This window comes from Paraburkholderia caledonica NBRC 102488, assembly GCF_000685095.1.
GTDB classification, from domain to species: Bacteria; Pseudomonadota; Gammaproteobacteria; order Burkholderiales; family Burkholderiaceae; genus Paraburkholderia; species Paraburkholderia caledonica.
Map to the genome: position 1 here is coordinate 148,437 of NZ_BAYE01000013.1, position 23,873 is coordinate 172,309.

21 protein-coding genes and 4 pseudogenes are annotated in these 23,873 nt (G+C 62.0%); 11 read left to right on the forward strand and 14 right to left on the reverse strand.

All coding sequences use genetic code 11. From position 1 onward, the window contains the following. The first annotated feature begins 30 nt into the window (after positions 1–30). The 6 genes from BCA01S_RS24040 (at position 31) to BCA01S_RS24065 (ending at position 7,733) form a co-directional block, all read left to right on the forward strand. The gene (locus tag BCA01S_RS24040; protein ID WP_027779112.1) at positions 31–1,128 is read left to right on the forward strand and encodes a sugar ABC transporter substrate-binding protein; all 1,098 of its coding nucleotides are present in this window, start codon (positions 31–33) and stop codon (positions 1,126–1,128) included. A gap of 60 nt (positions 1,129–1,188) precedes the next feature. Then, positions 1,189–2,724: an ATP-binding cassette domain-containing protein gene (locus tag BCA01S_RS24045; RefSeq protein WP_027779113.1), complete on the forward strand. Its 1,536-nt coding sequence runs from the start codon at positions 1,189–1,191 to the stop codon at positions 2,722–2,724. Next, a complete protein-coding gene (locus BCA01S_RS24050; RefSeq protein ID WP_020067733.1) occupies positions 2,721–3,722 on the forward strand; it encodes an ABC transporter permease in 1,002 nt (333 codons plus the stop codon). Before BCA01S_RS24045 ends, BCA01S_RS24050 begins: the two co-directional genes overlap by 4 nt. A gap of 48 nt (positions 3,723–3,770) precedes the next feature. Next, positions 3,771–4,781: a dihydroxyacetone kinase subunit DhaK gene (locus BCA01S_RS24055; protein ID WP_027779114.1), complete on the forward strand. Its 1,011-nt coding sequence runs from the start codon at positions 3,771–3,773 to the stop codon at positions 4,779–4,781. An 11-nt stretch (positions 4,782–4,792) separates the two neighbouring features. Beyond that, the gene (locus BCA01S_RS24060) at positions 4,793–5,419 is read left to right on the forward strand and encodes a DAK2 domain-containing protein (RefSeq protein WP_027779115.1); all 627 of its coding nucleotides are present in this window, start codon (positions 4,793–4,795) and stop codon (positions 5,417–5,419) included. 613 nt (positions 5,420–6,032) lie between these two features. Beyond that, positions 6,033–7,733: a tannase/feruloyl esterase family alpha/beta hydrolase gene (locus BCA01S_RS24065; RefSeq protein ID WP_027779116.1), complete on the forward strand. Its 1,701-nt coding sequence runs from the start codon at positions 6,033–6,035 to the stop codon at positions 7,731–7,733. Between the two features lie 211 nt (positions 7,734–7,944). Here BCA01S_RS24065 and BCA01S_RS24070 read toward each other — a convergent pair whose 3' ends face one another. The 3 genes and pseudogenes from BCA01S_RS24070 to BCA01S_RS35160 all read right to left on the reverse strand — a co-directional run. Continuing rightward, positions 7,945–8,316 carry a YciI family protein gene (locus BCA01S_RS24070; RefSeq protein ID WP_027779117.1) on the reverse strand — a complete coding sequence of 124 codons (372 nt, stop codon included), beginning with the start codon at positions 8,314–8,316 and terminating at the stop codon, positions 7,945–7,947. A 210-nt stretch (positions 8,317–8,526) separates the two neighbouring features. Beyond that, positions 8,527–8,881, reverse strand: a pseudogene (locus tag BCA01S_RS37305) (glutathione S-transferase family protein); the annotation flags it as partial. Further along, positions 8,874–9,211: pseudogene (locus BCA01S_RS35160) on the reverse strand (DeoR/GlpR family DNA-binding transcription regulator); the annotation flags it as partial. The pseudogenes BCA01S_RS35160 and BCA01S_RS37305, both read right to left, overlap by 8 nt. Positions 9,212–9,226: 15 nt before the next feature. Here BCA01S_RS35160 and BCA01S_RS39150 point away from each other — a divergent pair. From BCA01S_RS39150 to BCA01S_RS24100, 4 genes and pseudogenes are all read left to right on the forward strand, one after another. After that, positions 9,227–9,358, forward strand: a pseudogene (locus BCA01S_RS39150) (GDP-mannose pyrophosphatase); the annotation flags it as partial. A 41-nt stretch (positions 9,359–9,399) separates the two neighbouring features. Then, positions 9,400–9,717, forward strand: coding sequence for an ArsR/SmtB family transcription factor (locus BCA01S_RS24090; protein ID WP_027779118.1), 318 nt, complete (start codon positions 9,400–9,402; stop codon positions 9,715–9,717). Positions 9,718–9,732: 15 nt separating this feature from the next. Beyond that, positions 9,733–10,167 carry a YeeE/YedE family protein gene (locus tag BCA01S_RS24095; protein WP_027779119.1) on the forward strand — a complete coding sequence of 145 codons (435 nt, stop codon included), beginning with the start codon at positions 9,733–9,735 and terminating at the stop codon, positions 10,165–10,167. A 1-nt stretch (position 10,168) separates the two neighbouring features. After that, complete coding sequence (locus BCA01S_RS24100; RefSeq protein ID WP_027779120.1) at positions 10,169–10,606, forward strand: DUF6691 family protein; 438 nt, start codon at positions 10,169–10,171, stop codon at positions 10,604–10,606. A 94-nt stretch (positions 10,607–10,700) separates the two neighbouring features. Here BCA01S_RS24100 and BCA01S_RS24105 read toward each other — a convergent pair whose 3' ends face one another. Then, entirely contained in the window at positions 10,701–11,516 is an 816-nt protein-coding gene (locus BCA01S_RS24105; protein WP_027779121.1) for a carboxymuconolactone decarboxylase family protein, read from the reverse strand. Next, positions 11,494–11,892 (reverse strand): (R)-mandelonitrile lyase, encoded by a 399-nt coding sequence (locus tag BCA01S_RS24110; protein WP_027779122.1) that lies wholly within the window; start codon positions 11,890–11,892, stop codon positions 11,494–11,496. The genes BCA01S_RS24105 and BCA01S_RS24110 overlap by 23 nt, the downstream gene beginning before the upstream one ends. Before the next feature lie 111 nt (positions 11,893–12,003). Here BCA01S_RS24110 and BCA01S_RS24115 point away from each other — a divergent pair, with 111 nt between their 5' ends. Then, on the forward strand, positions 12,004–12,906 hold the full coding sequence (locus BCA01S_RS24115; RefSeq protein WP_027779123.1) for a LysR family transcriptional regulator: 903 nt from the start codon (positions 12,004–12,006) through the stop codon (positions 12,904–12,906). 174 nt (positions 12,907–13,080) lie between these two features. Here BCA01S_RS24115 and BCA01S_RS24120 read toward each other — a convergent pair whose 3' ends face one another. From BCA01S_RS24120 to BCA01S_RS24160, 9 genes and pseudogenes are all read right to left on the reverse strand, one after another. Further along, positions 13,081–13,494, reverse strand: coding sequence for a VOC family protein (locus BCA01S_RS24120; protein WP_027779124.1), 414 nt, complete (start codon positions 13,492–13,494; stop codon positions 13,081–13,083). 172 nt (positions 13,495–13,666) lie between these two features. Then, a complete protein-coding gene (locus BCA01S_RS24125) occupies positions 13,667–14,185 on the reverse strand; it encodes a DinB family protein (RefSeq protein ID WP_027779125.1) in 519 nt (172 codons plus the stop codon). A gap of 179 nt (positions 14,186–14,364) precedes the next feature. Beyond that, positions 14,365–15,909, reverse strand: coding sequence for a methyl-accepting chemotaxis protein (locus tag BCA01S_RS24130; protein WP_027779126.1), 1,545 nt, complete (start codon positions 15,907–15,909; stop codon positions 14,365–14,367). Positions 15,910–16,042: 133 nt separating this feature from the next. Beyond that, positions 16,043–16,710: pseudogene (locus BCA01S_RS35165) on the reverse strand (XdhC family protein). Between the two features lie 61 nt (positions 16,711–16,771). Next, a complete protein-coding gene (locus BCA01S_RS24140) occupies positions 16,772–18,130 on the reverse strand; it encodes an MFS transporter (protein ID WP_027779127.1) in 1,359 nt (452 codons plus the stop codon). Between the two features lie 58 nt (positions 18,131–18,188). Then, complete coding sequence (locus BCA01S_RS24145; RefSeq protein ID WP_027779128.1) at positions 18,189–19,847, reverse strand: UbiD family decarboxylase; 1,659 nt, start codon at positions 19,845–19,847, stop codon at positions 18,189–18,191. A 121-nt stretch (positions 19,848–19,968) separates the two neighbouring features. Continuing rightward, entirely contained in the window at positions 19,969–21,441 is a 1,473-nt protein-coding gene (locus BCA01S_RS24150) for an NAD-dependent succinate-semialdehyde dehydrogenase (RefSeq protein WP_027779129.1), read from the reverse strand. A 79-nt stretch (positions 21,442–21,520) separates the two neighbouring features. Continuing rightward, the gene (locus BCA01S_RS24155) at positions 21,521–22,114 is read right to left on the reverse strand and encodes a UbiX family flavin prenyltransferase (protein WP_027779130.1); all 594 of its coding nucleotides are present in this window, start codon (positions 22,112–22,114) and stop codon (positions 21,521–21,523) included. Next, positions 22,101–23,768, reverse strand: coding sequence for a UbiD family decarboxylase (locus BCA01S_RS24160; protein WP_027779131.1), 1,668 nt, complete (start codon positions 23,766–23,768; stop codon positions 22,101–22,103). The genes BCA01S_RS24155 and BCA01S_RS24160 overlap by 14 nt, the downstream gene beginning before the upstream one ends. Between the last annotated feature and the right edge of the window lie 105 nt (positions 23,769–23,873).

Genomic DNA, 23,873 nt, shown 5'->3' on the forward strand with positions numbered 1-23,873 from the left:
CGCAGTGAATAATCTACAACGGAGACGACTATGGCCTGGAGTTCAGCAAGATTCGACGGATGGGACGTATTGGGTAAGCCGACCTGTGCGGTGCTGCTGTGTGCGGCAGCCGCGCTCGCCGGTTGTTCCAGAAGCGACAACAGCTCGACCAGCACCACGTCGGGCCAGGCCGCGAGCGCGCCGGCCAGCGCGCCCGTAGCCAACGCGTCGGGTGGCAAGACAAAAGTTGGATTCTCGGTTTCGACGCTCAATAACGCATTCTTTGTCGGCCTCAAGGCGGGCGTGGAAAAGGGCGCTAAAGAGCAGGGCTTCGACCTCGTGCAAACCAATGCGAATGGCGACGCGCAGCAGCAGGTGAACGACGCGATCAATCTTCTGAGCCAGGGCGTGACAGCGCTCGTGCTCAATCCAATCGATTCCAAGGCCATCATTCCCGCCGTCGAAAAAGCCAATTCGATGAACATTCCGGTGTTCATGCTGGATCGCGGTTCGGACGGCGGCAAGGTCACGTCTTTCGTTGCATCGGATAACGTCGCGCTGGGGCAGACGGCGGCCAAATGGATTGCCGACCAGTTGACGAAGCGCTACGGCTCCGCCAAAGGCAACGTGGTCGATCTGATTGGGCTGGTCGGCACGACGGCCGCCACCGATCGCGAGAAAGGCTTTAGCGACGAGATCGCCAAATATCCCGACATCAAGGTGGTCGCTCGTCAGGAAGGCGCGTTCGATCAGGAGAAGTCCCTCAACGCGATGACCAATATCCTGCAGAAGTATCCTCAGATCGACGCGGTCTTCGGCGCCAACGACGACAACACAGTCGGCGCGGAAAAAGCTATCGACAACGCGGGCCGCTATAAGCCGCTCGGCGACAAGCAGCACATTCTTGTCATCGGTGCGGACGGTACCGCGCAGGCGTTGTCGGCAATTCGTGCCGGCAAGCAGGACGCGACCATCTCGCAGAACCCGATTCAGATGGCGGCCAAGTCGCTGCAATTCGTCGCCGACTACAGCGCGAAGAAAGAGGTGCCGGCGAACTATGCGTGGCCGACCCTGCTGATCGACAAGTCGAATATCGATTCGGATGCGACGAAGAAGTACGGGCTGTGGTCTGAGGAAGTCAAACAGTAAGACGGGCCGCGGGCTGCGTTGCATCGGACAGCGCGCAGCCCGCAAACGGAAAGAGGCGACATGACAGTGCAAGCCGAAGAACGGGAGCGCGCGCCCATGAATACATCCGTGCCGCTGCTGCGCATGCAGGGCATCGTCAAGAGTTTTCCGGGCGTGAAGGCCTTGCGCGGCGTGAGCCTCGAATTGCGGGCGGGGCACGTCATGGCGATCGTCGGCGAGAACGGCGCTGGCAAGTCGTCGCTCGTCAAGACGCTGTCCGGCGCCTACGAGCCAGACGAAGGCACGATCGAAATCGACGGCGTGCCGCTTGCGCGCGGCACCAACGCGGCCATCGATGCCGGCGTCGCCGTCATCTATCAGGAACTTTCGCTGATTAACGACATGACGGTGGCGGAGAACCTGTTTCTCGGCCGCATGCCTGCGCGCAAGGGTTTTATCATGCAGCGCGAGGCGAACCAGCTCGCACGGGAAGCGCTTGCGCGTGTGGGCCTCGACTCCGTGCCGCCGTGGATGCGCCTCGGCGATCTGCCGCTCAACAAGCGCCAACTGGTCGAAGTGGCGAAAGCGATTGCGCGCGATGCGCGCATCCTCGTCATGGATGAACCGACCGCGGCGCTGCAAAGTCAGGACATCGTCAATCTGTATGCCGTGGTGCGCAGGCTGCGAGCGGCGGGCATGGGCATCATCTTCATTTCACATCATCTTGAAGAAGTGTTCGAACTGGCCGATTCGGCGGTCGTGATGCGCGACGGCGCCACTGTCGGTGCGCGTCCCATGTCGGAATGGACCGAAGCCGCACTCGTGCAGGCGATGGTCGCTCGCAATCTGGAATCGTTCTACCCGTGGGAGCCGCGCGAATACGGCGATGTCGTGCTCGAAGTCCGTAATCTCGTCAGCGCGCCGCTGCTGCGCAATGCGAGCTTCAAAGTGCGGGCGGGAGAGATTGTCGGTATCGCGGGAATTGCGGGTGCAGGGCGCACCGAACTGCTCAAGACGATCTTCGGCGCGCTGCCGGCGACGGGTGGCGAAATACTCATCAAAGGCAAAAAGATCGCGAATCATTCGCCGACTGAAGGCGTGCGTCACGGGCTCGTGTACACGTCAGAGGATCGCAAGCTCGAGGGGCTCGTGCTCGATGCCAACATCGAAGAAAACATTGCACTGTCCAGTCTTAAAGCGCTGGCGAACGTCGGATTTGTTAGCGGTGCCAGAAAGCGCAAGCTTGCGCGAGATGCCAGCACGCGCTTCGGCGTGCGGGCGTCTTCGGTCCTGCAGGTCACGCGCACACTCTCGGGCGGCAACCAGCAAAAAGTGATTCTCGGGCGCGCCACCGCAACCCGACCCGTCGTCATCATGCTCGACGAGCCGACGCGCGGCATTGACGTAGGGGCGAAGACGGAAATCTACGCCCATATGGTGGCCATGGCGCGGGCAGGCGGTGCGGTCGTCATGGTGAGCTCCGAATTGCCGGAGTTGCTCGGCATGTCGGATCGCGTGCTCGTGATGTATCGCGGAAGCATCGTGACGGAGATTCCGCGCGAAAAAGCGCATTCGGAAGCTGTCATTCAATGGGCTACAACAGGAGCAGGCGCATGACCTCCACGGCAGCCAACCGCGCGGATACGGAGGCGCTGTCGCGCCGCGTGATCCGCCAATTGAGGAGCGGGATCGGGCCACTGTTCGCCGCGCTCGTCATAATCTGTATTGCTTTGTCGATTGCATCGCCCGAGTTTCTGACGACCAGTACGCTGACCAACATCATGGTGCAGGTGTCGGTGGTCGGCATTGCGGCGGTGGGCGGGACCTTCGTCATCATTACGTCGGGAATCGATCTCTCGGTCGGTTCGCTCGTCGCGTTGACGGGCATGGTCGCTGCGACTGTCATGGCTGGGTCCAGTCCGGGGGCGATCGGCCTCGGCATTGCGGGGCTTTGCGCGGCGCTCGCGGTTGGCGCGGCGGCAGGCGCATTGAACGGTCTCGCGGTTGCGTGGCTGCGGCTCGTGCCCTTCATCGTCACACTGGCGATGATGGCCATGGCGCGCGGCTTGACCCTCGCCATTTCGGATGGCCGCACCAAGTTCGATTTCCCGAATGCCTTCACGGCGTTCGGCGCGAAAACGGTCGCCGGCTTGCCGATGCCGATGATAGTCATGCTCGTGATCTTCGTCATAGGTCATGTGTTGTTGCGCAAGACCACGTTCGGTCATCAGGTGTTCGCGGTGGGCGGCAATCAGGAAGCCGCGCGTCTCGCGGGTATCCCGGTGCATCGCGTCGTGTTCCTCACTTATATGCTGGCCGGTGTCACGGCCGCAATTGCCGGGATCGTTCTAGCGGGGCGGCTCAATTCCGCGTTGCCTTCGGCAGCGAACGGGCTGGAGTTGCAGGTGATCGCCGCTGTCGTGATTGGCGGGACGTCGCTTGCGGGAGGACGCGGGTCGATTGTGGGAACGTTCATCGGCGTCGTGCTCATCGGCGTGATCAATGTGGGATTGTCGCTGCTCGGCGTCAATCCCTTCTGGACGCAGTTCATACAGGGCGGGGTGATATTCGCGGCTGTCCTGCTGGATGCGCTCAGTCAGCGACGCAAGCAGTGAGCGTCTTTTTGCATTCTGTGAAAGCACCCCGAACCGGAGGAGCACGACATGAAAAAAATCATCAACGAACCCGATGCCTTTGTCGATGAGATCATCGAAGGCCTATTGATCGCCCATCCGGCATGGATCAAAAGCGCAACTGCGGACAAGCGGGCGCTGGTACGCAAGGATGCGCCGAAAGCGGGGCGTGTCGGCATCGTGACGGGCGGCGGCTCGGGTCATCTGCCCGGCTTTCTCGGCTACGTGGGCGAGGGTTTGTGCAGCGGCGTCGCGGTGGGCAACGTTTTTTCATCGCCGTCCTCCGAGCAGATACTGGAAGCGACGAAGGCTGTGAATGGCGGCGCCGGTGTGCTCTACGTGTATGGGAACTACGGCGGCGACGTGCTCAACTTCGATCTCGCGGCCGACCTCGCCGAGCCGGACGGCATCCAGATCCAGACGGTCGTGCTGACCGACGACGTGGCCTCCGCTCCCAAGGAACGCGCCGCGGACCGTCGCGGCGTGGCGGGCATGCTGTTCGCCTTCAAATGCGCAGGCGCCGCAGCGGAGCGCGGCGACTCACTGGAGGAAGTGGCGCGTGTCTGCGGCAAGGCCAATGCCAATTGCCGCACCATGGGCGTCGGCCTGTCGCCGACGATCCTGCCCGCTGCCGGCAAACCGACCTTCACCTTGCCCGAAGGCGAGATGGAAATCGGCATTGGTATTCATGGCGAGCCAGGCACGCACCGCGGCAACCTCGAATCCGCGGATGCAATTGCTGAACGCATCACGCGTGAGATTCTCGACGATCTGGATGCGCAGCAAGGCTCACGCGTCGCGTTACTGGTCAACGGACTCGGCGCGACGCCGTTGGAAGAGCTCTATCTGCTTTATCGACGTTCGGCGCGACTTATCGCGGATCGCGGATTGAAGGTGGCGCGCTCGTATGTGGGCGAATATGTGACGAGTCTCGAGATGGCGGGCGCATCCATCACTGTGATGCTGCTCGACGACGAACTTCAGGCGCTGCTCGAAGCACCGGCTAGTTCGCCGTTCTTCCGCGACGGCACGGCATCCTGACGAGGCATGCGATGAGTGTATCCAACAACGAACTGCGCGAGCTTCTGACGCGCGCATTGAATGCGCTTCCCGCTCACGCCGACGAACTGCGCGACCTCGATGCCGCCTTGGGCGATGGCGATCTCGGCATTACGGTTCGGGCGGGATCGGCAGCGGTCGTGAATGCGCTTGCCGCATTGCCCGACGACGCATCGCTCAGCGATGTGCTGCTGGCCGCGGGCAAGGCTTTCTCGGCCGCCAACCCGTCGACGTTCGCGGCGCTCGTGGGCGGCGGTCTGCTTGCTGCTGCCAAGGCGGTGCCCGGAGTACAAGGGGTGGGGCGCGCCGAAGCCCTGGCGATTGGGCGCGCGGTGGCGGGCCGCATCGTCGAACGCGGCAAGAGTCAGCTCGGCGACAAGACGGTGCTCGATGCGCTGCTGCCGAGCCTCGATACGCTGGAGGCATCGCAAGGAAGCGCCGTCGTGCTGCTCGACGCGATGATCGCGACGGCGCAGGAAGGCGTCGCCGCCACGGCCTCCATTCAATCGAGAAAAGGCCGTGCCGCGTGGGTGCAGGAACGAAGCATCGGCCATGCGGACCCCGGAGCAACGGCATACGTGCGCTTCTTACAGGCGTTGCGCGAGGCGTTTGCTGGATAGCGCGATTCAAGGTGCGGCCGCTTTGCTTGCTCGTGTAAGAAAACCACGCTGATGGGGCGCCGGCCTTTCTACATCCAAAGCTCTGTATCGCGCGCAATCCCGCAATCGGACTGTTGAGCGTCATGCTGCTCCCGGTGGCACTGTGTCCGGTGCCAGTCGGGACCGCTTGCGCCGTATGGACCTGTCGCTTCTTCATTAGTGCAGGCTGCGTTCGAACTCGAAGCCAGACAACTGCGTCTGGTCGAGAAGACTTCCTGTCTACGCGAAATGTCTCTGAAGGACACTGGCTGTCCGGAAAAGACCTTACGTGGTGAACTGCATCCACACTACTATCAATCGCACAAGAGTCGTCGGATTGCGATCTGCAATCGTTCATAGGCATGACGCGGCGCACCAATGTCGCGCGCAGGGCCGTGCGTTCGGCATAAGCGCACGAGATTATATTTAGATATGCGAAGTAAATATTCGACGCCGTCACATTGTCGAATCTGGCGTGAGTGGAGCCCCGGCGGCGGCAACGCGATCTGAACCTGACTGCGGTGAAAGCGTTGTCATGCGTGTGGCGAGGCGAGCGCCCAGGCGGCGAGTATGGCGTTCTCATAACGGAGACAGCATGATTTCACTTGATACTCGTATCCTGAAGATAGCGGCCGTGGGTGCGTTCTGGCTGACATCGGCGGCCTCGGCAGCCACCAGCGCGGCGAAGCCGCCAGCGGGCCCCGTAGCCGCCTGCGAACGTCTCCAGGGCTATGTCGTCCCTCCGTCCGAAATCGGCTTGTCCACCTCCGGCGCGACCGTGGTTTCCGTCAAGCCGGTTGCTGCGAGCGGGACTGGCGCGAAAGCTTTACCGGATTACTGCGAGGTCACAGGCAAGATATCTCCGCTCGACCGATCCGCGCCCGACATCCAGTTCAAGGTCGGACTGCCTGCGCAATGGAACGGCAAGATCGTCATGTTCGGCGGTGGTGGTTTCGACGGCACGATTCCCGACGTAACGGGAAATGTACCGAATGGCCCGGTCGATGAACTGGTGCCGCTTGGCCGCGGCTACGCGACCTTTGCGAGCGACTCCGGCCATCAGGCCAACGCGCTCGGCTCACAGGACGGACGCTTCGGCTTGAACGACGAGGCGGTGAGAAATTTTGGCGGTGACGCGTTGAAGAAAACGCATGACGCAGCGCTCGCCATCATCAAGGCGCGGTATGGGCATTGGCCGCATAAGGCTTATTTCGCTGGCGGATCGACGGGCGGCCGCGAAGCCGTGACAGCGATTCAGCGCTGGCCGTCCGATTGGGACGGTGCGATTGCATGGTATCCCGCATGGGACGATGCTGCAGCGCTGCTCGGCGGTCAACGCATGAACCGCGCGCTCGCTAAACCCGGTGCCTACCTTTCCGTTGGCAAGCGCAAAGCGTTGTACGACGCGGCGATGCAGACATGCGACTCGCTCGACGGCGTTGCCGACGGGCTTATCAGCGACCAGCAGCAGTGCAACGCCCGGTTCGATCCGGTCACCGCTACGTTGAACGGCGCTGCGCTGCGTTGCCGGAACGGCGCGGACACCGGCGACAATTGCCTTTCGGACCCACAAATCGAGGCTTTGAAAACGATAAACTCCGCAACGCATTTTCGCTTCCGGCTCGTGAGCGGTGAAACTCAATACCCCGGATACAACGTCTGGGGAGCCGATCTGGGCATCACCACACGTAGTTCGCCGGTCGAGCCCGTGGTCACGTTTCTCGCTTTCGGAACGTCCCAGCCGGCAAACCCGATGCCTGCAACGGCGCCATACATTAGCGTTCTAACGGACCAGTGGTTCAAGTATGCCGTGACGCGCGACCCTGACTTCAATTCACTCTCGATCGACCCCGAGCAGCCCGGCGTGTGGGCGAACCGCATTAGCGAACTGAGTTCGCAGCTCGATGCAAGCACGGACATCTCGGCTTTCAGGAGGCACGGCGGGAAGTTGCTGCTGGTGCATGGACTGGCCGACATTCTGGTCAGTACGCGCGCGACCGAGGAATACTATCGACGGCTACAAGAGCAGTTCGGCATCCGTCAGGTCGATTCCTTCGTACGCTTCTATGAGATTCCAGGAATGGGCCATGCGGTGAGCAGTACCTTCAACGCCACCTGGGATTCACTGTCCGCGCTCGAGCAGTGGGCCGAGAGAGGCAAGGCCCCTGTCGCGCAGGTAACGACCGATACCGCTGGCGTACCGGGCCGCACGCGGCCGCTGTGCGATTACCCGGACTGGCCGCGGTACGTAGGTGGCGACGTCAATCGGGCCGAATCGTTCCAATGTTCGCGATGAGCGATAGTACCGAAGGGCGGCGCTGGTGAGAGTTGACGTACTTCCACTTGTGGCGGACATGATCGAGGCAAACTTCGGGTTCCGGGTCTGCGCTTCACGGCTCGCTACAACAAGGCTATACCTTGGTGAGTGCGAGTGGACCAACAGGGTGGGGTGTCCGGCTTTCGACCCGCGACGCCCCTTGCTGCTTTCACGCGTGTAGACAAGCCCCTCAAGGGCCCAGGTAGAAATCAAACGGAATTAGCTCGACGGCCCATCCGCCTTCTTCGCCCAGTGTGGCGGCCGGGTGCATGGACGCGATGCGCAAGGCCTCGTCACGGCTATCCGCCTCGATGATGAACAGACCGCCCACGACTTCCTTCGACTCCGTGTAGGGCCCGTCCGTGACGTGCGTCTTGCCACTGCGCGGGCGAAGCGTGCTCCATTTGTCCAGATCGCCCAGCGACGCGGAGATCAGAACCTTGCCGGTAGCCCGCATCTTCTCGTCTAATGCGGGGCATTGGCTCACCAGAGCCTTGACGGCTTCTGGTGTCATGGCGGCGAATTTTTCGGGGGTGAAGTAGGCCAAGCCGAGGTATTTCATGGGAGTTCCTTTGGGTGGGACATACACCTACGACGAAGCAGATGATCGAAAATCGACAAACTCCGAAGAGAATTTGTAGCGGGTCTTGCCAGTCTGTCCGCCTTGGTTGACTGCCGGAGTCCGTGCCGCAAAAGTGCGCCCGGACACCACGGGCTTCGATCACCGGCCAGTTCTGGAGCGCCAGACGTGGCTTTCGTCGATTTGCGTCGCTCAGTCTGCCAGCAACCCGTCTTCCCGCAGCACGCGCTGGACGGCCGGTCTATCCCTGATTCGCTGATACCACGCCTGCAGCTGGCGATACGGACCGAGGTCGATATTCGCGTGGTACACCGATTTCATCGACGAGAAACCGCTGACCGTTTAATTGACGGTCGATCCAGCCGAAACTGCTTTCGAGCTTCGGCCTTGCGGTATCTACCCACTTTCCTGCAGCAACCGCATAAAGCAGCGGAATGAAGCCCCTATGGATTTCGGTGCTCAGGAAGTTGAGCCATTCGAGCAGCCTGTAGCGTCCAATCGAACCATGAGCGGGCGCGAGTTTCGATTCAGGTGACTGGCTCACCAATGACGAACCCCGACGCCGCATTGAGTTTAGACGACGACGCGAGCACGACTGTTTCTGCCGCGCGCGCGGCAAGCGCGCTTGATCGCAGCTTCCTCGAAATCGCCGGTGCTCAGGCCCGCCTGTGGATGAACGCCGGTCACTCCCATGAAGTCCCCAATCTGCATGGATGCGCGAGATGCCCTCAATCGCGGCGGCGCCAACGGCAACGATCGAGTGCTTGTACAGCCGCCCGCCGATCAGGATGACCTCGACGCAAGGATGCTCAGCGAGCACCGTCGCGACGCTCGGACTGTGCGTGACAATCGTCGCGTGCAAATCAGCGGGCAAGTGACTTGACCAGCAGCCATGAGCACAACCAGAGACCGGGTTCGCATCGTCGAGTCAATCACACTCTCCTACGATTGGTACACGCTGAAAAAGGTAACCTTCGATTTTCTCCGCCGCGACGGTACGTGGCACCATTCGCGAACAATATATTTTTCAGCATAATGTAGGTGTGTGAATCAGAGGATGATGAGATGAGGAGGAAGTCCGCCCCAATCGACTTTTCCGCAATGCAGGCCTCGGCAGAGAAAGCCTGCGCGCTGCTGAAGGTGCTGGCTAATCCGGACAGGTTGCTGTTGATGTGCCAGTTGTCCCAAGGCGAGCTGTGCGTAAGCGACCTCGAAGAGCAACTGGGTATACGCCAACCTACGCTTTCCCAACAACTCGGCGTACTTCGCGACAACGAACTCGTCGAAACACGTCGGGAGGGGAAAAGCATCTTCTATTCCATCGCGAGCAAGGAGGCGATTGCGGTCATGAACGTGCTCTACGACCAGTTTTGCGCCCCGTGAAGATGAGGACTGACCATGTCGATTGATACTGCGAGTTTTACGCCCGGCCTGTCCCTGACGGGAGGCCTGATGATTGGCGTCGCAGCGGCGATGCTGGTTCTCTTCAACGGGCGCATTGCCGGCATCAGCGGCATTCTCGGCGGCCTGCTTAGTGGGTCACACAAGATGCTGGGATGGCGCATCGCTTTTCTTGCAGGGTTGATCGGCGCGCCTGCGCTGGCGAACCTGCTCGGGGACCCGATAGCGCCTGATATCGAGGCGGGATGGGCCCACATACTTCTCGCGGGTTTTATGGTTGGCATCGGCACGCGCTACGCCAGCGGTTGCACGAGCGGCCACGGTGTCTGCGGCATCTCACGGGGCTCTGTCCGTTCGCTTGTCGCGACGGCAATATTCATGGCAACCGGTTTTCTGACCGTATTCGTGTCCAGACATCTGCTGGGAGGCTGAGATGAGTTTGCTCGTGGCCATGTTTTCCGGCCTGCTGTTTGGAGTGGGTCTGATGGTGTCTGGCATGGCCAATCCTGCGAAGGTGCTGGGATTTCTCGACCTCGCGGGACGATGGGACCCTTCACTTGCATTGGTGATGGCAGGAGCGATAGCTGTCGGCGCTATAGCGTTCCTGTATGCAAAGCGTCGCAAGAAGTCTCTGCTGGGTCTGCCCATGCAGATTCCCGCCAACGCGAACGTGACGTTGAGACTTGTACTGGGAAGCGCGGTGTTCGGCGTTGGCTGGGGGCTTGCAGGGTTTTGTCCCGGACCGGCACTGGTCGCCCTGGGTGCTGGCCTCCCAAAGGCGTGGGGGTTCGTGGCCGCGATGCTCGCCGGCATGGCCGTGTTCGAGTTGGTCGAGCGAGCGAGCCAACGTCGGCAGGATGGTGCGCTCTGATTGGTGGTACAAGCGCGCGACGAAAGGGCATCGCGCGGATGCCCCGGTTCAGATTGCAGGCCGTGCCTGATCGTTCTTCGCTTTGGCCGAACGGTTAGCTGGACCGTTTCAACAACACCTCTTTGAATACGGGCATCGCTGAAAAAACGTTCGGCCAACCTGCGTAGAACGCGAGCTGTGTCAGCACTTCAGACGCTTCAGCGCTGGTCAGGCCGTTGTCCAAAGCGCGATTCAGATGATACGGAATCTGCGCCACCTGACCATTGGCAACGAGAGCGCTTACGGTCACGAGGCTTCGGTCGCGAGGGGCGAGTCCTGGACGCAGCCAAAGATCGCGAAACAGCGCATCCGTCGTGTACTGAACGACGCCGGGAGCAACCGCGCCGAAGTTCTCCTGGACCATCTCCGCACGCTGTTTCTCGGCCGCTTCGTTCAACGGCAGAGGTTCAACATCGGCCGGGGAGAGTTGGCCGAGACTAATGCCACGTTCATCAAAGACGCGTTTGACAATCGCGGAAGCAGCTGTTGCATTGGCCCACCCGGAATAGAAAGCCAGATGCGCGATCATTTCTGATATCTCTGCGGGCGTCACGCCGTTATCGAGCGCTAGACCGAAGTGAAAAGGCATCTCAATGGTCTGGTTGCGGGCGATGAGCACGGACAGGGTCACAATGCTCCGGTCGCGTGCGCAAAGCTGCGGCCGTTTCCACAATCCATCGAGCAATGTTTGCTTCGTGTATCGCTCGAACGCCGGAGAAGCAGACTTCAAATCAACGGTTGTCAGCGAATCTTGCATGTTTCTCGTCCTTTCCATATTCGTACAGGCGGCCAGCAGAACGGCCACGCTAGCTACCGCGACCAGGCGCAATATGAGGCGTGCTTGCGGATTACGGTTTGCGATATTGCTCATCGGTGACTTTCTCTAGCCATTCGACGTTCTTGCCGTCGAGTGCTTCCTGAATCGCGATGTGAGTCATCGCCGTGGTCGAAGTCGCGCCATGCCAGTGTTTGTGGCCCGGCGGGCACCAGATCACGTCGCCTGCGCGGATCTCGACGCGCTCTTCGCCTTCGCATTGAGTCCAGCCGCATCCGGCGGTGACGAGGAGCGTTTGACCGAGCGGATGCGTGTGCCACGCCGTGCGCGCGCCAGGCTCAAACGTCACGGCGGCGCAAGACACTCGCGCGGGCGGCGGCGGGGCGTTGAGCGGGTCGATCCGGACGGTCCCGGTGAACCATTGTTCGGGACCTTTCATTGATGGCTGTGAGCCAGCGCGTTTCAGTTCCATGATTTTCTCGCCGATGTCCGATTAACGTAATGCACGTGTCCACAATGTAAGCCTTGTCCGGGTAATGGACTAGATGGCAAAATCGGGATGCCCTTATGCGCTGGAGCATTAATGAACGAAGACTTCAACGATCTCGCCGGTTTCATCACCGTTGCCCGGGAGCGCAATTTCACTCGCGCGGCGGCGCAACTGGGTGTTTCGCAGTCGGCGCTGAGCCGGACCGTGGCGGGACTCGAGCGACGCATTGGTCTGCAACTCCTGACGCGAACGACCCGCAGCGTTTCGCTAACTGAGGCAGGAGAGCGGCTACTGTGTGCGATCAGGCCACGCTTCGAGGAAATCGAGGCTGAAGTTGCTTCGTTACGAGGGATGACAAATCGGCCGAGCGGCACCGTCCGGATTACCACCACGGATTACGCCGCAAACACCTTTGTCTGGCCGCGGTTGCAGCCTTTGCTTCGTCGATATCCCGACCTCAAGGTCGAGCTGGTGAATGACTACGGGCTAGCCGACATCGTTGCCGATCGCTTCGACATTGGCGTGAGGTTGGGCGATCAGATAGAGAAAGACATGGTCGCAGTGCGTATCGCGCCTGACATGACGATGTGCATCGTGGGTTCGCCGAAATACCTGCAGTCGAGGCCGCACGCAAAAAGGCCGCAAGATCTCACTCTTCATAGCTGCATTAATCTGCGGCTACCGACGCGGGACTCTTTACTGCCTTGGGAGTTGTCTAAAGGCCGGCGCGAGTTGCAGGTGCGAGTCGAAGGACAACTTACGTTTAACAACGTGTATCAGATGGTCGATGCAGCCTTAGCCGGATTTGGCCTTGCATACGTGCCAAAGGATCTGGTCGAGCAATACGTCCGCGCTGGGAAGCTTGCATGGGTGCTTGAAGATTGGTATCCGACTTTCGTCGGACATCACGCCTACTATTCGACCGGAAGAAAGTCTTCGCGGGCGGTCCAGCTTGTAGTCGATGCGCTGAAGGCGGGCTGTCAAGGCGTGCGGTAAATACTGACTCGAAAGATAGTCAGTACATCGCCATGTGTGAAGAGTCCAACGGCAGAGCGCAAGCCCGGGCCGAAAGGACTGACGGTCCAAGTACTAGCACTGTGTCGATTTGCTGGCTGTAAGCCGCCGGCTTTGGCCCGGTTACCTGCCGAGGGAACGGCGGCTGCACACAGCTCAGCCGTGCGGCGGAACAGCGTTGGGATCCATCCACATCACTTCCCAGATATGACCGTCCGGATCCTCGAAGCTGCGGCCATACATGAAGCCGAAGTCCTGCACAGGCGTGGGGTCGGCCCTGCCGCCGGCACCGCTCGCCTTATCGACCAGGCTGGAAACTTCCTCCCGACTATCGGCCGAAAGACACAACAGCACCTGTGCGTCCGCGTGTGCGTCGACGATTCGCTTGCTGGTGAACTGGCGCCACTTGTCGTGCGTGAGGAGCATCGCGGAAATCGTATCGGAGAACACCATGCACGCTGCGGTGTCGTCACTGAATGCGGGATTGTTGACGGCGCCAACTGCCGTGTAGAACGCCTTCGATCGCTTCAGGTCTGTCACTGGCAGGTTAACGAAGATCAGCTTGCTCATTATCTGTCCTTTGGATGTAACCGCGGCAGGATTACCGCGGCACCCATATCGACGAACGGGGAGGGCAAGAATCGACAAAAGCTGTCATGTTTTTTCAGTGAGCAACTTGCGTTGAAGCTCGAATGTAAGCTTCGCGATCTCATCGGTTATGCCGGCGTTGGTTTGATAACCATCACGCCTTGAACCCAGACTCCGGGTGGCGCGCGAGAAAGACCGGCAGGTCGGTGGTTGGAGGTTTCGCGGGTACGTCGAAGAACATTTCGCACACCCAGCCCCGGTGATACGAAGCGTGGTTCACGAGATGCATGAACATGGCGCTGCGCGACATGACCGAACGCTCGCCCGAGATGAACGCGAACGAAAGCTCTTCGTCTAGCGAGGTGTCGGTCTGAGCATCGGCCCAGCGTTCGAACCATGCGTTGAGTTGCTGTTGCGCGACGCGCAAGCTCTCCAAGTCGGCGTGCACGATCACGTTGCGCGAGGTGAAGCCGTGTTCCTTGCGTTCGAGATGCGCCTTCCAGATCAGATCGACCACGTAGTTGTGGTTAAGCGTGCCGATCATTGTCTTGAACAGCGTCTGCCGGATCTTGACGACTTCATCTGACGGCAATGCGGCGGTGGCGTCGAACAGTACGGTGTCGGCCCACGTTTTATAACGGGAAAGAATGCGAGCGGTTTGGGTATTGAGCATGCCGGGTTCCTCGATGATTCGTTTGCCTCGTTCAACACATCCAGTGCCGCGCGACACGCGCCGCATCGACATCTCTCCGTCGTCCGAATACGCTGTATACATATTATACACCGCGATGCTGCAAGCCGCATTTAGTGACCACAACAGTCCCGCTCACCGTACCGCATGCGAAAAACGGATCAAGTCAACCGGAAGACCGCCACTGCGTCGCGCAACAGCCTGGCCTGATCGTCGAGCGAGGTGGCCGCGGCCGCTGCCTCTTCAACCAGAGCGGCGTTCTGCTGCGAGACCTCGTCGACCTGCGATACGGCCAGGCTCACCTGTTCGATGCCATCCCGCTGCTCGTCGGACGCGCTCGCGATCTCCCGCATGATTGTGGTGACGCGCGTGATCGAGTCGCTGATCTCGTGCATCGTCTCGCCGGCGACGCTGACGAGCTGCGAGCCCGACGCCACACGTTCGACCGATTCGTCGATCAAGGTCTTGATTTCCTTGGCGGCTGCGCCGGCGCGTTGCGCGAGCGAACGCACCTCCGACGCGACCACGGTGAAGCCCCGTCCCTGGTCGCCGGCGCGGGCGGCTTCCACCGCGGCGTTGAGCGCGAGGATATTGGTCTGAAATGCGATGCCTTCGATCACGCCAGTGATGTCGGCGATCTTTTGCGAGCTGCGGTGGATTTCCGTCATAGTCGCCACGACATTGCCGACGACGTGTGAACCGCGCGTCGTGACGCTATGCGCCGACTCAGTCAGGATTTGTGCGGTACGCGCGTTGTCCGCATTCTGCCGCACTGCCGCGGTTAGTTGCTCCATGCTAGCCGCGGTCTCCTGCAGCGAGGCCGCCTGTTCCTCAGTGCGCTGCGAGAGGTCGTTGTTGCCGGCGGCAATCTGCCGCGTAGTGCTGGCAATGGATTCGGAGCTGCGCGTCACTTGCCGTACCACTTTATCCAGACCGCCCTGCATCTGTTGGAGTCCGTCGACGAGCTGTCCCATTTCATCGCTCGTGCGTGCGCGAAGCGACCCAGTCAGATCGCCCTGCGCAATGCGCTGTAGTGCCGCAAGCAGGCTGGAGAGGGGCATTACGATCGCCCGGCGCAACCCGTACGCGCAGACCGCGCAAATGGCGAGCCCTAGTGCGATCAGCACCGCGCCCACGATGCGCAGCCTTGCGTTGAAACGCTCGGCCGAGGCAAACGCCTGTTTGCCATACGCGCTCTTCCAGCGATCGAGCGCCTCGCTGCTATTCGAGAGCACGGTCGAGAGCGGCGAGATCGCCTTCGATGCAATGCGGTCCGCCGTGTCGTGATCGCCTTTTTTGAGTGCATCGGCGAGCGGTACGATGCCACGCTGAACGAGTGCAGTGCGCGCCTCATCCACGCGATCCGCGAGCGCCTGCTCCTCTGGCGGAAGCCCGAGTGAACGGTAGGCGTGCCACGCGCGGTCGGAGTCCGACAGGTGGCCGAGCGCTTTCGTGACGGCCTCCGGCACGTTGGCACCCTCGGGATGCATCAGCGCGAGATTCAGCACCGCGCGCGCGATCTCCAGCTTCAGATTGGCTCGCCCCACGGCAATCGATGCGGCCAGCTGGTTGGAGTAAGCGTAGTCGAGCGCGTCGTTCGAACGTTGTATCGCGAGCTGCCCGAGCATACCCACCGTGACGATGACCACGCCCAGCACGGCCATCACTGCTGAGAGCCGGACGGAGATTGAAAGACGACGAAACATTTTTGTCCCCGATTAATATTTGATCTGAATCAGTTTGAGTCTCTGCCCGAACCGCTTCGCTGTTCCCATTCGCGAGGCGGTGCGTGATCTGCATCGCGCCGCAATGGCCGCGCATATGCTGCTGTTGTCCGAATCAGTGACGCGCGGTAGTAGCGCAGTTCGTCTGCTCATTCACCGCAACGTCCAGCCTCGTTTTTGTATCCTCAATCCGGAACTCGCCCGGTAAGGCGACACCGTTCCTGACCGCTGTGACCTCGGCCAGAATCGATACCGCGATTTGCGGTGGCGTACGGCTGCCTATGTAGATGCCAATGGGCCTGCGCAGGCGGCTAAGTTGATCTTCGGTGAGATTGAAATGCGTTTCGAGCCGTTCGCGCCGCGCGGCATTGTTGCGGCGCGAACCCAGCGCGCCGACATAGAACGCCGGCGTTCTGACCGCTTCCATCAACGCGAGATCGTCGAGCTTCGGGTCGTGCGTGAGCGCGATCACGGCGCAACGCTCGTCGAGTTTCATGTCGAGAACGGTGTCGTCAGGCATCTTGCGCACGAGCGTCGTGCACGGCAGATGCCACACGTCGGTATATTCCTCGCGCGGATCGCACGCGGTCGATCAGATCGTCCTCGATGCAGCCGCCCGAAACCGAACCCGCCACCGAGCCGTCCATCCAGAATGGCGAGCATCGCGCCTTCAGGCCGCGGCGACGAACCCCACGTCCTCACAACGGTCACGAGCAGCACGCGCCGGCCGCTTTCGATCCAGCGTGCGCTCGCCTTCAGTACTTCGAGATTGACGCTATCCATAAACACATCGTGTGGTTGCCCGGCCTGAGCCGGGGTTCGGCGAAGTCGCGTTAAACCCGCGTTAATGCCGCGATAGCGCCGAGCGCAACGACATCTCGCGCGCAGCCTCCGGCGTGATGGTCCGGTTGAGCATGAAGCAGGCGACACCCGCCGCGAGCAACGGCAATGCGCCGAGCAGAAAGATCGTGCCGATCGGCGTGCCGGCGGCGATCAGCAAACCCGCCAGCAGCGGGCCGATGATCGCGCCGATACGCGCCACGGCGAACGAGGCGCCGGTGGCGGTCGATCGGATGAAGGTCGGATAGATCATGCTGGAAATCGCATTGAGGCCGATATTGCCGCCCAGCACCAGCAGACCGGAGATCAACGCCATCGCCATGGTGAGACTCGCGCCTGTGCCGACCGCTACGCCGAGTGCCGCTACCGGGATGGCGCCGAGGATCATCGTCAGCGTCATGACCGATACGCCCTTACGGTCGATCATCCAGCCGAAGAACCAGCTGAAGCCGGCTCCGAGCTGGAACAGCGCCTGGCTGCGCGCTGCGTTGGCGTAGCCGATTTCGTCGGTCAGGAGCGTCGTCATCCATTGCGACAGGAAGAAGTGCGTGACGAACGAAAGACCGAGCCCGAGCCACAGGAAGGCGGTCATCGCCGACCGGCCCTCGGTAAAGAGGTGCCTCACCGGCACACCCGTGCGGATCTGCTCCGGAATCGTGAAGCGCGTGTCGTCGGCGAAATGCGCGCTCGGCTTGAGCTTGCGCGCGTAGTGGAGAATGCGTTCGCTGCCAGGCTTGCGCAGCGTCAGGTAGCGGATCGATTCAGGCAGCCCGATGAGCAGGATGATGCCCGCCACTACCGCGCCTGCGCCGCCCACGTAGAAGACCGAGCGCCAGCCATACGCCGGGATGATCTCCGCTGCGAGCAGACCGCCGCCGGAGGAGCCGGCGGTATAGCCGAGATAGAGCAGGGTGATGATGAGCCCGCGCTTGCCTGAGCGCGCGTAGTCGGTGATCAGCGAGACCGCCATAGGCATGCCGCCGCCGATGCCGAGCGCGGCGCAAAAGCGCAGCACCGACAGTTCGACCAGGTTGTGCGCGAACGGCACGGCGAACGTGAAGACGCCGAACAGCGAGGTCGCGAGCAGGATCGCGCGGCGCCGGCCGATCCGGTCGGCCAGCATGGCGAACACCACGGAACCCGCCATCCACCCGACGATGCTGATGTTGAACACGGGCGTCATCAGCGCCCGGTTGATGCTCCATTCCTTGATGATGCCGGGGGCGGCGTAATTCAAAGCCTGATTGTCGAAGCCGTCCGCCAGCATGACGAGCGCGCACAGAATGAAAAGGCTCACAGTGAACCAGCTTCGCTCCTGCGTCTCGATGACGTGGGCTATATCGACGGTATTGTTTTGAGTCATGGCTGTCTCCGGATGCCTCTGCTCCACGGGTTGTTCGGTGCGGCGTGCAAGCGTGCGCTTATTCGCCGTGGCCACCCGAGGCCTCCCGCACCGGAGTTTCTGGCTTCACACCGCCTCGCCGGTTGGCCCACGTACGCTCACCCGTTTCGCGCCAGCCGCCGGAGGTCGCCGCTTCTGCGTACTCGTCCCAGCGCTTGTCCCAGTCGCCGAGGTGATAGCCATGCCATGGCGGCTGCGGCGTCAGGCTCGGCAGATTCAACTCTTCCCAGATCTTGCGTGCCGCGCTCATGTATTGCTCCTTCGGCAACGCGAGCGGCGGCATCGCATGCTTGAGCGTCGCGTCGATCAGCAACGTGCTTTCCAGCGGCGCGCGGCCGGACTTGGGGCCGTGACCGCTCGCGCGGTAAGGCGTCACGTGCAGGTCGTGGGTGAAGTCGGAGCGATAGGCGAGTGACCAGAAAATCGCATCGGCGTTTTCCGGGTCGATGTCTTCGGAAACGGCAATCACAAGCTTGCCGCACTGCGCCTGCAGCGTCGCGGCGCCTTGCAGACCGCGCCAGACTTCCGCCTGCTGCGTGCCGCGCGCGAACTGAAGGAAGATCACCTTGCGCAGGTTCGTGAGCGGCTCGTGCATCACCACGCGCTTGATGCCGCGCACGCCCATCACCTTGCTTAAGTGTTCGAGGTACAAAGGCTCGTAGGCGACTTTCTTCAGCACGGAGCTTTCGCTCGGTGTCACCTGGCTGATGATGGAGACGAAGACAGGCTTCTTCTTCATCGTGATCGCGGTGACGTGCATCGACATGTTGTAGTCTTCGAGCGCGATGTGGCCGTGGCTTTCGCCGAACGGGCCTTCGGGCTCCAGCGCGTCGGTGTCGATCAGACCTTCGATCACGATTTCGGCGTCGGCGGGAACGACCAGATCGATGGTCTTGCAGCGCACCACCTCGACGGGGGCGCGCATCAGGCCGCCGGCGACGGCCATCTCATCCTGATCGATCTGCAGTTTCTGCGGACCGGTGAACAGCACGGCGGGCGCGCAGCCCAGCACGATCGCGCACGGCATCTTCTCGCCTTTCTCGCGATATTTTTCCCAGTGCAGATAACCGCCCGCACCCGACAGACGGCTTGCCATGCGTACGCCCAGCCGGTCTTCCGATTTCAGCGCGGCGCGGTAAGTGCCCATGTTCTGCACGCCGCTCTCCGGATCTCTGGTGACGCAAAGCGTAGCGGTGAGATAGGGCGCGGCGTCAAAGCCGGGCGTAGAGACGGGCACCGGCAGACGCGACAGGCCTTTTTCCTTCAGCGCATCTCCGCTGATCACCACTTCCTGACAGGGCGCCTCATACACCATGACCGGCGGTACCGGCTCGGCAATCGCTTCCGTCCATGCCTTGCCGATCTGCTCGACCGGAAGACCGAGGCCGGTGGCGTAAATCTCCGGCGAGGCGGCGAGTCCGCCGACTAGAACCGGGATGTCATAAGTGTGTCCGTCGCCGTCCACTACGTTGGTAAAGAGGAAAGCGCGACGCTGATCTTCGTGCAGGCCGCCCTGGAACTGCCAGCGCGCGAGCGGGTGCAACTCGGTGTCCTTGTTGATCGGCCGGTCGATGCGCGTCAGGAGGCCCTTGGCCTCGAGCCGGGCGATATGGTCCTGCAAGTCGCGCGGCGCGCCGCCGGTTGCCGTTTGCGAGTGGTCTTGGGGCAATGGTGACATTCCGTTCCCTAAATAGCTAAAACAGTAAGATTGTATGATTGCATGTCAATAACATGGCTGTCAACGCGACGCTGCGCCCACAGCCCGCTCGCGGGCTCGCGGGCTCGCGGCGCGGCGTCGGTCAGAGACCGCCCATGCACAGATATTTGATCTCGAGGTAGTCCTCGATGCCGTACTTCGAGCCTTCGCGGCCGAGTCCGGACTGCTTGACGCCGCCGAACGGCGCGACCTCGTTGGAGATCAGGCCGGTATTGATGCCGACCATGCCGTACTCGAGCGCCTCGGCCACGCGCCAGATCCGGCCGATGTCGCGGCTGTAGAAGTAGGCGGCGAGTCCGAACTCGGTGGCATTCGCCGCCGCGATGGCCTCTCTTTCATTCGTGAAGCGGAAGAGCGGGGCGACGGGGCCGAACGTCTCCTCCGTCGCAAAACGCATCCGGGCGGTCACGTCGCCCACCACGGTCGGTTCGAAGAACAGTTTGCCCGCCGCATGGCGTTTGCCGCCTGTCAGCACGCGCGCGCCGTGCGCGACAGCGTCGGCGATATGCGCCTCGACCTTTTCCACCGCCGCTTCGTTGATGAGCGGCCCTTGCGTCACACCGCTCTCGAATCCGTTGCCGACCATGATGCGGCCGACCGCCGCCGCGAATTTTTCCGCGAACGCGTCGTACACGCCGTCCTGGACGTAGAGGCGGTTCGTGCAAACGCAGGTTTGGCCCGCGTTGCGGTACTTCGAAGCGAGCGCGCCTTCCACGGCGGCGTCGAGATCCGCGTCGTCGAATACGATGAAGGGCGCGTTGCCGCCGAGTTCGAGCGAGAGCTTCTTCACGGTCGGCGCGCACTGACTCATCAGCATGCGGCCCACTGGCGTGGAACCGGTGAACGAGAGCTTGCGCACGATCGGATTGCCCGTCATCTCGGCGCCGATCGAACGCGGGTCGCCGACCACCACGCTGAACACGCCGGCCGGCACGCCCGCGCGATGCGCGAGTTCGGCGAGCGCGAGCGCCGACAGCGGCGTGGCTTCCGCGGGCTTCAGGATCATCGCGCAGCCGGCGGCAAGTGCGGGCGCGACTTTGCGCGTGATCATCGCGGCGGGGAAATTCCACGGCGTGATCGCGGCGCATACGCCGATCGGTTCCTTCGTCACCAGCAGGCGTTTGTCGGCGGCGGGCGAGGCGAGTACGTCGCCGTCCACGCGCTTTGCCTGCTCCGCGAACCATTCGATGAACGACGCTGCATAAGCGATCTCGCCTTTCGCTTCCGCAAGCGGCTTGCCCTGTTCGGCCGACATGATGATCGCGAGGTCGTCCGTGTTCGCGATCATCAGCGCGTGCCAGCGCTTGAGGATCGTCGATCGCTGCGCTGCGGTGAGCTTGCGCCAGCCGCGCTGCGCGTAGTCGCCGGCTTCGATCGCGCGACGCGTTTCGGCGCCGGTCATGAGCGGCACGTCGGCGATCTTCTCGCCGGTTGCGGGATCGTCGACGGCGAACGTGCGTGCATCGTCGGCGCCGCACCATTGGCCGTCGATGTAAGCGAGCGTGCGCAACAGGCTCGGGTCTGCGAGCCGGGAAAGCGGGTTGGATTCAGTCATGGTGATCGCGAAGAAAGCCCGCCGGCACGCGTCGCGCGACGGGTCTGGAAGTAGGGGAAAGGCGCGGGCGGTGCGCCCGTCACGACTCGTGTTGCTGCTCTTTCCAGCGTTTGATCACGCCCGTCTCGATGTCGAACAGATCGAGCATGCGGCCGACCGTGTGATCAACGATATCGGCGATCGTCTGCGGCCTGGAATAGAACGCCGGGACGACCGGCGCGATGATCGCGCCCATGTCCGAGAGTTGCACGAGCGTGCGCAAATGGCCTCCGTGCAGCGGCGTTTCGCGCACGCCGAGCACGAGGCGCCGGCGCTCCTTCAGCACGACGTCGGCCGCGCGGCTGATCAGAGAACTCGTGATGCCGGTGGCGATCTCGCTCATCGAGCGCACCGAGCACGGCGCGACCAGCATGCCTCTGGTTTTGAACGAACCCGACGAAATAGCGGCGCCGATGTCGCCCGGCGAGTACCAGTGCGACGCTCGCGCGCGAAGGTCGGCGGCGCGGATGTCGGTCTCATAGGTCATCGTCAGTTCGGCGGCCTTGCTGATCACGAGATGCGTCTCGATGCCCGCCTCGGCGAGCAGTTCGAGCGCGCGGATGCCGTAGACCACGCCGGACGCGCCGGTGATGCCGACGATAATGCGCTCCGGAGTCCTGTTATTCGCGCCCACGATTGCCCTCGACGCTGCGCACGGGCGAATTCGGCTCGACGCCGCTCTGGCGGCGCGCGTGATACGACGCGTCGCGCTGCATCCACTCGCCGCGAGTTGCCTGCTCTGCGTTGCGGTCCCACTCCGCCGTCCAGTCGCCGAGCGAGTAGCCGTACCACGGCGACTCCGGCTTGAGCTTCGGCAGACCGAGGCGCTCCCACAGCGCCTTCGCCTTTTCCATGTATTCCTTCTTCGGCAGCGCGAGCGGCGGCATCGGCGTCTTCATCGTCGCGTCGATCAGCATCGCCGAATCGAGCCCCGTATCGTGGTCGGAGCGCGGACCATGGCCGTGCTCGCGGTACGAAATCAGCTTCACGTCCTCAACCGGATTGCAGCGATAGCCCATCGCCCAGAACACGGCGTCGGCGTTGTTCGGGTCAATGTCGTCGTCGATCGCGATGACGAACTTGCCGATGGCGGCCTGCAACGACATCGTGCCGTACAGCGCGCGCCAGATTTCGGTCTTCTTCGAACCGCGCTCGAACTGCAGGAACACGAAGCGGCGCAGATTCGTGAGCGGCTCGTGCAGCGACACTTTCTTGATGCCGCGAATGCCCAGGTGATCGCGCAGATGGCGCAGGAACATCGGCTCATACGCGAGACGTTTGATGACGCTCGATTCGGACGGCGTGACCTGCGAGATGATCGAGGTCAGCACCGCGTCCTTGCGGCGAGTGATCGCCGTGACTTCGATGGAGAGGTTGTAGTCTTCGAGGGCGACATAACCGTGGCTCTCGCCGAACGGGCCTTCCGGTTCCAGATATTGCGGATCGACATAACCTTCGACGACCACTTCCGCTTCGGCCGGCACCAGCAGATCGACCGTGCGGCCTTTGACGACGCGGATCGGCGCGCCGGCGAGACCGCCCGCAACGCTCAGTTCGTCGGTGTTCGGGCGCAGCTTCTGCGGACCCTGGAACGCCACGACGGGCGGCGCGCCGAGCACGATGGCGACCGGCATCTTCTCGCCTTTCGCGGCGTACTTGCGCCAATGATCGAGACCGCCCGCACGCAGGTTCACGAGCATCATCATGCCAAGGCGCGTGGCGGATTTCAGATGGCCGCGATACGTGCCCATGTTCTGCACGCCGGTGTCCGGGTCGCGCGAGATCACGCCCGTCATCGTCATGTACGGGGCGGCGTCGAAGCCCGGCGTCGAGATCGGCAGCGGCAGCGATTCGAGGCCGTTGCCCGGACCTTCGAGATCCTTTCCTTCGATCACGATGTCGTGCACCGGGCCGCTTTCCACCACGACTGGCGGCACCGGATTGTCGATCGCGCGATTCCACGCGTCGCCGATGTCGTCGAGCGACGGCACGTTCATGCCGATCCGGTAGATCTCCGGATTCGCCGCGATGCCGCCGACGATTACCGGAATGTCGTACTTGCGGCCCTTGCTGTCGACGATATTCGTGAAGAGGAACGCACGGCGGTCCGCTTCGGGAATCCCGCCGCGGAACTGCCAGCGCACGAGCGGATGCATTTCAGTGTCTTTGTTGACCGGCTCGTCAATGCGGTACAGCAAACCTGCCGCTTCGAGACGCGCGATGTGGTCGTGCAAGTCCGCGTAACCGGCGTTCGCGGAAGTGTTGGGAGTAGTGTCTTGATCTGCCATGGCTGGGGGTCCCGTAAAGCGCCGCGTTGCGCGGCGCCTTTATTGCCTGAAGTGTTGCCCGGTGCGCGAGGCGCGTCGGTAGTATTGCGGCGAGTAATGAAGGCG

Coding starts and splice junctions, on each gene's coding strand:
- BCA01S_RS24060 (WP_027779115.1), top strand. CDS start 4,793: ATGAGTGTATCCAACAACGAACTGCGCGAGCTTCTGACGCGCGCATTG.
- BCA01S_RS24045 (WP_027779113.1), top strand. CDS start 1,189: ATGACAGTGCAAGCCGAAGAACGGGAGCGCGCGCCCATGAATACATCC.
- BCA01S_RS24130 (WP_027779126.1), bottom strand. CDS start 15,909: ATGTTTCGTCGTCTTTCAATCTCCGTCCGGCTCTCAGCAGTGATGGCC.
- BCA01S_RS24110 (WP_027779122.1), bottom strand. CDS start 11,892: ATGGAACTGAAACGCGCTGGCTCACAGCCATCAATGAAAGGTCCCGAA.
- BCA01S_RS24125 (WP_027779125.1), bottom strand. CDS start 14,185: ATGCTCAATACCCAAACCGCTCGCATTCTTTCCCGTTATAAAACGTGG.
- BCA01S_RS24145 (WP_027779128.1), bottom strand. CDS start 19,847: ATGTCACCATTGCCCCAAGACCACTCGCAAACGGCAACCGGCGGCGCG.
- BCA01S_RS24120 (WP_027779124.1), bottom strand. CDS start 13,494: ATGAGCAAGCTGATCTTCGTTAACCTGCCAGTGACAGACCTGAAGCGA.
- BCA01S_RS24070 (WP_027779117.1), bottom strand. CDS start 8,316: ATGAAATACCTCGGCTTGGCCTACTTCACCCCCGAAAAATTCGCCGCC.
- BCA01S_RS24160 (WP_027779131.1), bottom strand. CDS start 23,768: ATGGCAGATCAAGACACTACTCCCAACACTTCCGCGAACGCCGGTTAC.
- BCA01S_RS24055 (WP_027779114.1), top strand. CDS start 3,771: ATGAAAAAAATCATCAACGAACCCGATGCCTTTGTCGATGAGATCATC.
- BCA01S_RS24065 (WP_027779116.1), top strand. CDS start 6,033: ATGATTTCACTTGATACTCGTATCCTGAAGATAGCGGCCGTGGGTGCG.
- BCA01S_RS24040 (WP_027779112.1), top strand. CDS start 31: ATGGCCTGGAGTTCAGCAAGATTCGACGGATGGGACGTATTGGGTAAG.
- BCA01S_RS24100 (WP_027779120.1), top strand. CDS start 10,169: ATGAGTTTGCTCGTGGCCATGTTTTCCGGCCTGCTGTTTGGAGTGGGT.
- BCA01S_RS24115 (WP_027779123.1), top strand. CDS start 12,004: ATGAACGAAGACTTCAACGATCTCGCCGGTTTCATCACCGTTGCCCGG.
- BCA01S_RS24150 (WP_027779129.1), bottom strand. CDS start 21,441: ATGACTGAATCCAACCCGCTTTCCCGGCTCGCAGACCCGAGCCTGTTG.
- BCA01S_RS24050 (WP_020067733.1), top strand. CDS start 2,721: ATGACCTCCACGGCAGCCAACCGCGCGGATACGGAGGCGCTGTCGCGC.
- BCA01S_RS24105 (WP_027779121.1), bottom strand. CDS start 11,516: ATGAGCAATATCGCAAACCGTAATCCGCAAGCACGCCTCATATTGCGC.
- BCA01S_RS24090 (WP_027779118.1), top strand. CDS start 9,400: ATGAGGAGGAAGTCCGCCCCAATCGACTTTTCCGCAATGCAGGCCTCG.
- BCA01S_RS24140 (WP_027779127.1), bottom strand. CDS start 18,130: ATGACTCAAAACAATACCGTCGATATAGCCCACGTCATCGAGACGCAG.
- BCA01S_RS24095 (WP_027779119.1), top strand. CDS start 9,733: ATGTCGATTGATACTGCGAGTTTTACGCCCGGCCTGTCCCTGACGGGA.